Genomic DNA, 10,459 nt, shown 5'->3' on the forward strand with positions numbered 1-10,459 from the left:
GCGATCAACTTGACATGAGGCACTACGATCGGCAGTCCAGTACCACGTAAAAGATAGACCGGTCTATTTGACGTGTGTTACCAGCCGAAGCTCAAAAAACCCCGGAAATACAAGGAACTTAGACCGCTCACTTGCCTCGTGGGGCCCTGTCCGCGTGGGACGCCTCACGTCACGTCCTGCCTGCATCTGCATTCTGTAAGCCCTCATGGTTACTCTTGATGGAGACGCAACAGTCCATTTGGAGGCATAGTCTTATGACCGCGAACGCTGAGCAGACCAGCTTGTCCGCACCCACTTCTCACCAGAAGCTGGCGCAGTGGGTGTCCGAGGTGGCAGCGCTGACCCAGCCGGATGCTATCCACTGGGTAGACGGTTCCGAATCCGAAGACCTCAAGCTCAAACAGCTCCTTGTTGACACCGGTACGTTCACCAAGCTCAACGAGGACTTGTTCCCTAACTCTTACCTCGCGAACTCTGACCCTGCCGACGTCGCGCGTGTCGAGTCCCGTACGTTCATTTGCTCCGAGAAGGAAGAGGACGCAGGCTTCACGAACAACTGGATGGATCCGGTTGAGATGAAGACTAAACTCAACACCCTTTTCGAAGGCTCGATGCGCGGCCGCACGATGTACGTCATCCCGTTCGTGATGGGCCACCTCGACGCGAAGAACCCTAAGTTCGGTGTTGAGATCTCTGACTCCGCATACGTCGTGACCTCGATGCGCATCATGGCCAAGATCGGTAACGAGGTCTTGCGCAAGATGGAGGAGACGGACGCGTTCTTCGTTCCGGCGTTGCACTCGGTCGGCGCCCCGCTTGAAGAGGGCCAAGAGGACGTTGCGTGGCCATGCAACGAAGAGAAGTGGATTGTGCACTTCCCGGAGGAACGCTCGATCGTCTCCTACGGTTCCGGCTACGGCGGCAACGCGCTGCTCGGTAAGAAGTGCTACTCGCTGCGTATCGCCTCCGTCATGGCACGCGATGAGGGCTGGCTCGCGGAGCACATGGTGCTGATGCGACTGACCAACCCGGAAGGTAAGTCCTTCAACATTTCCGCTGCGTTCCCATCGGCATGCGGTAAGACCAACCTCGCTTTGATCGACCCAACCGTGGACGGCTGGAAGGCCGAAGTCCTAGGCGATGACATCGTCTGGATGAACTTCGACGAAGACGGCGCTCTGCGTGCGGTCAACCCTGAATACGGTTTCTTCGGCGTAGCACCGGGCACCGGCTGGTCCACCAACCCGAACGCGATGCGCGCCATCGCTAAGGGCAACACGATCTTCACCAACGTCGCACTCACTGACGAGGGCGGCGTCTGGTGGGAAGGCATGACCGACGAAGCCCCAGATCACCTGATCGACTGGCAAGGTAATGACTGGACTCCGGACGCAGGCCGTCCAGCGGCCCACCCGAACAGCCGTTTCTGCACGCCGATCAGCCAGGCTGACATGCTCTCCGAGGAGTACTACAACCCGGACGGCGTCAAGCTGGACGCGATCATGTTCGGTGGCCGCCGCAAAACCACCATCCCGTTGGTCTCCCAGGCTCGCAGCTGGACCCAGGGCGTGTTCTTCGGCTCGACTCTCTCCTCTGAGACGACCGCGGCCGCAGAAGGTGCTGTGGGTGTTGTCCGCCGCGACCCAATGGCAATGCTTCCATTCATCGGCTACGACGCGGGCGACTACCTCAACCACTGGGACAAGCTACGCGACCTTCCAGCGGCTCAGGGCGGCAAGAACCTGCCAGCCGTGTTCTTGGTCAACTGGTTCCGCCGCAACGCTGAAGGCGGGTTCGCGTGGCCTGGCTTCGGCGAGAACTCGCGCGTTCTGAAGTGGATCTGCGACCGCATCGAAGGCAAGGTTGAAGCTGAAGAGACCCCACTGGGTCTGATCCCTGCTGAGGGCTCGCTGGACCTGGTTGGTTTGGAGATCAGCGATGAGGACCTCGAAGCCGCAACCCGCTTCGATGTTGAAGAGTGGAAGAACGAGCTTCCACTTATCGAACAGTGGTACGAGAACTTCGGCGATCACCTACCAACCGCTATGCGCGCCGAGCTGGACGCTTTGCGCGAACGCCTCGGAGCCTAAACGCCAAGCATCAGCTGAAGCCGCACGCACGGCTTCAGCTGATGCTGTGAACTGATAACGATGCCGCAGTCACTGTGTGAGGTGACTGCGGCATCGTTGTTGTCTGCAGAGAAAGGTGGGCCCCGTGGCGGAATTGACGCTGATTTTCGATGGCCGCTGTGGTGTGTGTACGCGGGCTGCGGGTTGGTTGCGGCGGCTTGATAGGGGTGGCCGGATCCAGCTGAGGGCCTCGCAAGAGCACGGGGTGCGTCAAGCGTACGGCCTCACGCAGGCTCAAACGGATGTTGAGATTTGGGGATTCCACGTGGTTACCGGCGAAGGCCGCGTCATGGTTTCACGTGGTGCCGGTGCTGCGGCGATTGCGTTGGATGTCGCGATGGGCACGCGGATTTTTCGAAACCTGTATCGCTTCCCGCCGCTTCGGTGGTGTGCGGACCGTGTATATGCGTGGGTGAGCGCGCATCGCGGAAGATTCCCGGGAACCACTCCGTGGTGTACGCAAAACCCCGGAGCCTGCGAGGATACTCAAGTATCCCGCGCAAACCCCGGGGCATGCGGTGCAACGCAGCCATACGGTGCAGCGTGGCCGTGAGGTGTAGCGCGGCTATGCGGTGGTGCGTAGCTGCGTGGCTACGTCAACGCCCTCAGGCTTGACGCTGTAGCCCCTGACGCCTTAGCCGCGGACGATTCCGAGCACCGTATCGCGGATGCGTTCCATCGTTTCTTGGTCTGCGGCTTCAGCGTTGAAGCGAAGCAGAGGTTCGGTGTTGGATGGCCGCAGGTTGAACCACCAGGAGCCGTCGGATGCGCTCACGGTGGTTCCGTCGAGGGTTTCGATTGTGGTGTCGTCACCGGAAGCGAGCTCGTCAACAACTTTCTGGGTTGCGGCCGCGGCGTCGGCGACCGTGGTGTTGATCTCGCCGGACGCGACGTACGGGTGGTATTTGGCGACCAGCTCCGAAAGTGGCTTATCTTGCCCGCCGAGCGCGGCAAGAATGTGCATCGCGGCCAGCATCCCGGTGTCTGCGAAATAGAAGTCACGGAAGTAGTAGTGAGCGGAGTGCTCACCGCCGAATACTGCGTTCTCATCGGCCATCACAGCTTTGATGAAGGAATGCCCCACGCGCGTGCGCACCGCCCGGCCGCCGGCCGCTTCAACCGTTTCCGGCACTGCTTTGGACGTGATGAGGTTGTGAATCACCACCGGGGTTTCTTCACCCTCGGACTTCGCGCGGGTGATCTCGCGGGCGGCAACCAACGCGGTGATCGCGGAAGGGGAGACGGCATCCCCGTTCTCGTCCACAACAAAGCAACGGTCCGCATCGCCATCGAAAGCAAGCCCAAGGTCTGCGCCGTGCTTCTTCACGGCCGCCTGGAGGTCTGCGATGTTTTCCGGCTCGATGGGGTTGGCCGGGTGGTTCGGGAAGGAGCCGTCCAGCTCGAAATACAGCGGCACGATCTCAAGCGGGAGGGGATCCAGCGCGGAATCGCCCAGTACGGCCGGGGTCGTGAGGCCAGCCATCCCGTTGCCCGCATCAACAACCACCTTGAGGGGGCGGATACGGGAAAGGTCGACGAGCGAACGCAAGTGCCGGGCGTAATCAGGCAACACATCGCGGTGTTCAATCTCAGCACGCGCATTGAGAGACTGAGGGAGGCCTTCGTTGAGGTACTTCTGGGCGAGGATGCGGATGTCCTCGAGGCCCGTGTCAGCAGAGATCGGTTTAGCGCCGGCACGCGTCATTTTGATGCCGTTGTAGCCGGCCGGGTTGTGTGAGGCGGTGAAAGTCACTCCGGCGGCGTCGAGGGAGCCGCTAGCGAAGTAGAGCTCATCGGTAGAGATCTGGCCGAGGACCAGCGGGTGTGCGCCACGCGCGGCGAGGGTCTCAGCGAAAACTCTGACGAACTGTGTGCTGGAAGGCCGCATATCGCCGCCGACGAGCACGGTGGCCCCTGCCAGTCCGAGCACGTCGACGAAAGCCGCGGCGGTGGCTTCTACTGTTTCTTCTGTGATGCTCTCGCCGACGATACCGCGTACGTCATAAGCTTTGAATGAATCGCTGAGATTGATCGTGGTCATAAGTGTCAGACTACGCTGTCACGCTTTGCTCAATGGTCAGACTCACGGAAACAGCGGGAGGCGTGGGATGGAATTTACAGGTAACGATGCCCTGTCTGCTGACTTCGATGCGGATGCGGCTCTTGCCGCGTTACGCCGTCTGGTGGGCCGGGAAGGCACAGACAGCGAGCGTGTCCAGTTCCATCCGGGGCAGCTTGAAGCGATCGAGGCGCTTGTGGGGCGTCGGCGTAGGGCGCTGGTGGTTCAGCGGACCGGTTGGGGTAAGTCTGCCGTGTATTTTGTGGCGACCGCGCTGTTGCGGGCTCAGGGAGCCGGCCCAACACTGATTATTTCTCCGCTGTTGGCGCTGATGCGTGATCAGATTGCGGCGGCTCAGCGGGCTGGTGTGCGCGCGCAAGCGATCAACTCGGCGAACGCCACGGAGTGGGAACAGATCCGCGGTCAGCTCGCCGCAGATCAAGTGGATGTCTTGTTGGTGTCTCCGGAGCGGTTGAATAATCCGCGGTTCCGTGAAGAGCAGCTTCCGCAGCTGGTTGAGCGGATGGGGCTGCTCGTGGTGGATGAGGCGCACTGTATCTCTGACTGGGGGCATGATTTCCGGCCGGATTACCGCAGGATCAAGGACCTCATCGAGCAGCTTCCGCAGGATGTGCCGGTCTTAGCGACTACCGCGACCGCGAACGAGCGCGTTGTTCGGGACGTTGAGGAGCAACTGGCCGCGGGTGGCCAGGATGTGTTCACGTTGCGTGGCCCGTTGGCGAGGAAGTCGCTACGTTTGGGTGTTTTGCGGATGGCAAGCCCGCGTAAGCAGTTGGGTTGGCTCGTGCAGCATGTGGGGCAACTTGCCGGTTCCGGGATTATTTATGCTTTGACGGTTTCCGCGGCCGAGGACATCGCTCAGATGCTGCGTGAGGCGGGCCTGAACGTGCGGGCCTATACGGGGCGCACGGATCAGGATGAGCGGCACGAGCTTGAAGATGCGTTGAAGAATAATCAGGTCAAGGCGTTGGTTGCGACCTCCGCGCTGGGTATGGGGTTCGATAAGCCTGATCTTGGATTCGTGGTGCACGTGGGTGCTCCGAGTTCCCCGGTCGCGTATTACCAGCAGGTAGGGCGTGCTGGGCGTGGCGCTGCCCGGGCGGATGTCATGTTGTTGCCCGGGCCTGAGGATCGGGAGATTTGGCGGTATTTCGCGTCTGCGTCGATGCCGCAAGAGTCCGTGGCCCGCGCTGTGCTCGATGCGTTGGCTGAGGCCGGTGGGCCGGTTTCGGTTCCTGTTTTGGAGGCGCGGGTCAATGTTCGCCGGACCGTGCTGGACCTGTTACTCAAGGTGCTGGCTGTGGATGGCGCGGTTGAGCGGGTCCAGGGCGGCTGGGTGGGTACCGGTGTTCCGTGGGTGTATGACCGTGAACGGTATGAGCGGGTGGCGGCGGCGCGTGAGGCTGAGCAGGAAGCAATGCTTGCGTATGAGCAGACCGAGGAATGCCGGATGCGTTTCTTGTCTGAGCAGTTGGATGACCCGCACGCGGAGGATTGTGGAATATGCGATAACTGCGCTGGCCGCTGGTTCCCTACCGAGGTGGGGGACGAGGCGACGCAACTGGCTCAGGGTGGTCTGAACCGAGTTGGTGTTGAGATTGTGCCGCGGAAGATGTACCCGACGGGGCTTGCGGCGTTGGGTTTGGATGTGAAGGGCCGGATCCCTGCTGAGCTTCAGGCCGGTGAGGGGCGCGCGTTGGCTAGGTTCACTGATTTGGGGTGGGGCACACGCTTGCGTGAGCTACTGCAACAGCAGACCCCGGATGCGCCGGTGGCGCCCGATGTGGTGAACGCGTGCGTTAAGGTCGTGGGGGAGTGGTCGGCTGCGGCTGGCTGGATGGGCCCCGAGGGCATGCCGTCTTCTGAGCGTCCGGTGGGGATTGTGGCGATGCCGTCTACGCGGCATCCGCAGCTGATCTATAGCTTGGCGTCTGAGTTGGCTCGGATTGGGCAGATGCGCTTCATGGGTGCGCTCGAATATTCGGGTGCTCCGCCGCGGTCTGGGCCGGGCGGTAACTCGGCGTACAGGTTCGCGGATGTGCGTGACGCGTTCGTGGTGCCGTCTGCAATGGGTGAGGCGGTGGCTTCTGCGCCGGGCCCGTTACTGCTCGTGGATGACGTGGTGGATTCGCGGTGGTCGATCACGAGCGCGACCGCAACCTTGCGGCAGGCGGGCGCTCCAGGGGTGTTGCCGTTCGCTTTGGCGGTTGTTGGTTAGCGGAGGTTCGTAGACTTAGTTATATGGATCCAACGTTTCTAGTCTTGGGTGTCGTTGTTGTCGTGGTCGTGGTTGTGCTGGGGCTACGGTCAATGGCTAAGCGTGCGCAGAATAAGCTTCGCTCCAACACCACACCTGAGCGTGCCCGCGAGGTTTCTGAGCTTCTGGACACCGAAACCCATAAGGCGGTGTATGCGAGGATCGCTCAAAATGACCTGATGGGTGCCGCCCAGTTGATCAAGAGCGCCACGAACCGTTCCAACATGGATTGCGTCACTGACGTGGTGGCGTTGCAACAATACCCGCAGATCAAGACGGAACCTGCGTTGCGTGAGATCGAGACGCCTGAGTTTGAGTCGCCGGGGACTGGGGCGCCTTGGGAAGGGCAGTCGCGGGACGGGGAAACATCGGGATCCAGCGCGTCCCGTACCGAGTCGTCGGAGTCTTCTGTGGATTCCGGGGTACAGGACGGGGCCGGTAGCGAGCTTGACCTGGGCAGTGACCAGGATTGGGCGATCCCTGAGGACTGGGCGGTTAAGTACGGTGATGAGGCGGCTGCCTCTGAACGGCACATGAACTTCACACACAACGATGGCGTGCGGGAGCATTCGTTTAGTACCCAGGACATTACTGGTGCCGAGCGGGATCAGTTCATGGCCAAGATGCGCGATGGCCGTTTCGATGAGGCGGCCGAGATCATCGCGCGCCACATCGATCTGAACCAGGAGATGATCCGCCGTGCTTTGGAAGCGAACACGTCGGCTGGCACGAGCGATGGCATCACGCTGCAGGTCAATGTTGAGGATGGCCGCACGGTCACGTTCAGCACGGATCATTTGAGCGAGCCGGAGCAGGACGCGTTCATGATGGCGATGCGCACCGAAGATGTGGACGCGGCGATGGATATTTTCATGCGTCACACCGGTGTTGATGAGGAGCACGCTCGGGAGGTGCTGCAACAGATTGCGCACCTGTATAAGCGTGGACGGTAGGTCTGCTGGTGTAGCTGTTTTGCGCATATCAGTTGTGCAGTATTGAGATGTCCGCTTTTGAGTTTTGAATAGTCGGTTTTATCGCTTTAGGAGGGTGACATGGCATTGGCGCCGAACGGAAACGATCCATTTGCTGGTTTGGGTGAGGTCCCAAGCTTTGAGCTGACGTCTACCACGGTTAAGGATGGCGGGATGTGGCCGGCCGAACAGTACTCGGGTGCTTTCGGTATCGAGGGTGGCCAGGATATTTCGCCGCAGTTGAGCTGGTCTGGCGCGCCTGAGGGCACTAAGAGTTTTGCTGTCACAGTGTTTGATCCGGATGCCCCAACTCAGTCGGGTTTCTGGCACTGGGTTCTCACGCGTATCCCGGCTTCGGTCACGGAGCTCGATGAGGGTGCCGGTAACGGCTTGGACCTTCCGGAGGGTGCGTTCCAGCTGCGTAACGATGGCGGCCAGCCGGGCTTCATTGGTGCCGCGCCTCCGCAGGGGCATGGCCCGCATCGTTATGTGATTACGGTGCATGCTTTGGATGTTGAGGATCTTGGTGTGGATGGGGATACGTCGCCGGCTAAGCATGGCTTCATGATGTTCGGGCACACGTTGGGCCGGGCAACCATGGTGGTCAACGGGGAGATCCCAGCCTAGGTTTCAGCGTGGTTCCCGGCTGTAGGGGCTGAGTTGTTTTTGAGGGCGGTTTCGTGGCGTGAGCTGCGGGGCCGCCCTCGTTGAGTTAAAGCCTCAGACTGTCTGGTGGTGTGATTGGGTTGCGCTGATGGGGCTGGGCTCTGTTAAGGATCGCTAATCTTAGGGGGTGCTTAGTAAGCGTAGCCTAGCTTTGCTAGCGCTGAGAGGTGGGGAGGAGGAAACTGTTCATATGAGTTCAACGAATGTGGGACATGAGAATAGGCTGGAACCGCATCAGGTTTCGGGGTATGCGCAGAAACTGAACTGGCTGCGTGCCGGTGTTTTGGGCGCTAATGATGGCATCGTCTCGGTTGCGGCTGTGGTGGTTGGTGTTGCTGGGGCGACAACGCAGATCGGCCCGATTTTAGCGGCTGGGGCTGCTGCTGTGATTGGTGGCGCGGTGTCGATGGGTCTTGGCGAGTATGTTTCGGTTTCTTCGCAGAAGGATGCGGAGGAGGCGTTGGTTGCTAAGGAGAAACGTGAGCTTCTTGAGGATCCGGAGGGGGAGCTTGAGGAGCTGACGCAGCTGTATCAGCAGCAGGGGCTTTCGCGGGATACTGCGGAGAAGGTTGCGGTTGAGTTGACTGAGAAGGATGCGTTGAAGGCGCACCTGCAGATGGAACTCAACATTGATGAGGATGACATCGTGAGCCCGTGGCATGCGGCTTTCGCTTCGATGCTTGCGTTCCTCGCTGGTGCGATTCTGCCGATGTTGACGATCGTTCTGCTCCCGCATGGCGCGAATATTGTGGGCACGTTCGCGGCGACGTTGGTTGCTTTGGCGTTGACGGGGGCGGTTGGAGCCAAGCTGGGTGGTAGCTCGCCGGGCAAGGCCGCTATCCGCGTGGTTGTTGGTGGCGCGCTCGCGCTCGGATTCACGTACCTCGTGGGCTACCTTCTGGGTGCGTCAGGAGTCGCTTGAGGTGTAAGCGTTTCAGTACAAGAAGCATGCTTCTAATATGGCTTTAGCCCGGCACCCTTAAAGGGTGCCGGGCTAAGACGGTCTATCACTAGTTACCTGAAAACACAGTTAGTCGAGGTTAGCGATGGCGTAGTCGGCCTCTTCTTTGGTGAACTTTTCACCGTGTTCACTTGTCAATTGGTCATGAATTGCGCTTGGAGACATAGCCATCGATTCTTGATAATTCTTGGCTGTTTCGAGGGCGTTCTTTTTATAGTCTGCCTTGAGATTGTCTATCGCGTATTGAGCTGCTTCTTTAGTAAATTTTTCACCGTACTCGCTGGTGAGCTGTTCATAGATTCCGGCCTTGCTCATGTGCATCGTATCGGAGTAGGTCTCCGCAGTTCTGAGTGCTGACTTATATTCCGTCGGAATTGTCTTTTCAGTTGGCTTGTCAGTTTTTGTAGAGGCGCTCGACTTCTCACCGTCACTTGTCTGTGACTTATGCGTCTCTGAAGCTGATGGGGTCGAGGAGCCGGCCGGTGAGGCGTTCTCGTCACCTCCGTTAGCCAATGCATTGATGATGCCGATACCGAGGACGACGTAGATGGCAATCATCCACCAGCGGGTCCAAAGCGACTTTTTCTTGGTAGTCGCGGGGGAGCTGCTCGAGGATGGAATGTCACCCGGCTCAGACGCTGGTGGCACCTGTGGGGAGTTATGGTCTGACACGTATGAACCTCCAAGATGAATATGCATTTATCCCTTCTTTACAACAGTATTATCCCATAAAATGTGTCCAATGGATTTCGATATGGCTTTACGACATTTTTCTACATATCTGCGTAGCCCACGTCGCGACAGGGTGGCACAGAAAATTGCTACCCCAGTAGTCACGTGCAACAGATGTAACGGCAACAGGACGATCCCCGGGAGTATCGGAGCTGCAAGGTAAGAAAATCGTTTCGCGGGGTTCTTTAGAGACCCCAGCGCCGGAACGATGACGCGACACATCAACGCCCCAGAGCATAAAAAATGTCGGGACATCGTGTGAACGATGTCCCGACACATAACAAAAGCGGAGACGGGGGTGTTTGGTTTCACGACATCGTTCACCCCTCACCGCCTCAACCCACCCACAGATCTCTCACGACACCCTTCCAACCATGTCTCACGACATCCTTCACCCATGTGTCACGACATCGTTCCCACCACTGCATGACGCGACCGGTCTGCCGGCGTTATCCACGTCGAGACAGAGGTTGCGCAGAAATGCGCTTGTCCCGGCGGCCATGAGCCGCCACAACACCGGTGAACAGCAGCCGTAGCGGCAGCAGAATAGCCCCGGGAACACCGGGGAGCCGCCAGACGGCAGGTATGTTGCCGGGCCGCCTTGGCCGCATCAAAAAAGCGGAACGATGACCCGACACATCCACCAAAAAAGCGGAACGATGA

9 protein-coding genes are annotated in these 10,459 nt (G+C 59.5%); 6 read left to right on the plus strand and 3 right to left on the minus strand.

Annotated elements, in window-relative coordinates; genetic code table 11:
* Window positions 1-254: 254 nt before the first annotated feature.
* A complete protein-coding gene (locus HMPREF3160_RS01150; protein WP_070490605.1) occupies window positions 255-2,090 on the plus strand; it encodes a phosphoenolpyruvate carboxykinase (GTP) in 1,836 nt (611 codons plus the stop codon).
* Window positions 2,091-2,214: 124 nt separating this feature from the next.
* On the plus strand, window positions 2,215-2,682 hold the full coding sequence (locus HMPREF3160_RS09520) for a thiol-disulfide oxidoreductase DCC family protein (protein WP_256173759.1): 468 nt from the start codon (window positions 2,215-2,217) through the stop codon (window positions 2,680-2,682).
* 81 nt (window positions 2,683-2,763) lie between these two features.
* On the opposite strand, the gene HMPREF3160_RS01155 is transcribed toward HMPREF3160_RS09520, so the two are convergent.
* Window positions 2,764-4,170 (minus strand): phosphomannomutase/phosphoglucomutase, encoded by a 1,407-nt coding sequence (locus tag HMPREF3160_RS01155; protein ID WP_070490604.1) that lies wholly within the window; start codon window positions 4,168-4,170, stop codon window positions 2,764-2,766.
* 67 nt (window positions 4,171-4,237) lie between these two features.
* Between HMPREF3160_RS01155 and HMPREF3160_RS01160 the strand changes: the two genes are divergently transcribed.
* The 4 genes from HMPREF3160_RS01160 to HMPREF3160_RS01175 all read left to right on the plus strand — a co-directional run bounded on the left by HMPREF3160_RS01160 (window position 4,238) and on the right by HMPREF3160_RS01175 (window position 9,025).
* Window positions 4,238-6,427 carry a RecQ family ATP-dependent DNA helicase gene (locus HMPREF3160_RS01160; protein WP_070490603.1) on the plus strand — a complete coding sequence of 730 codons (2,190 nt, stop codon included), beginning with the start codon at window positions 4,238-4,240 and terminating at the stop codon, window positions 6,425-6,427.
* Between the two features lie 23 nt (window positions 6,428-6,450).
* A complete protein-coding gene (locus HMPREF3160_RS01165; RefSeq protein ID WP_035757412.1) occupies window positions 6,451-7,419 on the plus strand; it encodes a hypothetical protein in 969 nt (322 codons plus the stop codon).
* 99 nt (window positions 7,420-7,518) lie between these two features.
* Window positions 7,519-8,064: a YbhB/YbcL family Raf kinase inhibitor-like protein gene (locus HMPREF3160_RS01170; RefSeq protein WP_035757410.1), complete on the plus strand. Its 546-nt coding sequence runs from the start codon at window positions 7,519-7,521 to the stop codon at window positions 8,062-8,064.
* 229 nt (window positions 8,065-8,293) lie between these two features.
* The gene (locus tag HMPREF3160_RS01175; RefSeq protein ID WP_070506569.1) at window positions 8,294-9,025 is read left to right on the plus strand and encodes a VIT1/CCC1 transporter family protein; all 732 of its coding nucleotides are present in this window, start codon (window positions 8,294-8,296) and stop codon (window positions 9,023-9,025) included.
* A gap of 108 nt (window positions 9,026-9,133) precedes the next feature.
* On the opposite strand, the gene HMPREF3160_RS01180 is transcribed toward HMPREF3160_RS01175, so the two are convergent.
* Together HMPREF3160_RS01180 and HMPREF3160_RS10055 are read right to left on the minus strand one after the other, a co-directional pair.
* Window positions 9,134-9,736 carry an Ltp family lipoprotein gene (locus HMPREF3160_RS01180; protein ID WP_232219315.1) on the minus strand — a complete coding sequence of 201 codons (603 nt, stop codon included), beginning with the start codon at window positions 9,734-9,736 and terminating at the stop codon, window positions 9,134-9,136.
* A gap of 509 nt (window positions 9,737-10,245) precedes the next feature.
* A partial coding sequence (locus HMPREF3160_RS10055; RefSeq protein ID WP_218078950.1) for a hypothetical protein occupies window positions 10,246-10,459 on the minus strand: 214 nt, incomplete at its 5' end.

It is taken from the genome of Arthrobacter sp. HMSC06H05 (genome assembly GCF_001807395.1).
GTDB lineage: Bacteria > Actinomycetota > Actinomycetes > Actinomycetales > Micrococcaceae > Pseudoglutamicibacter > Pseudoglutamicibacter albus.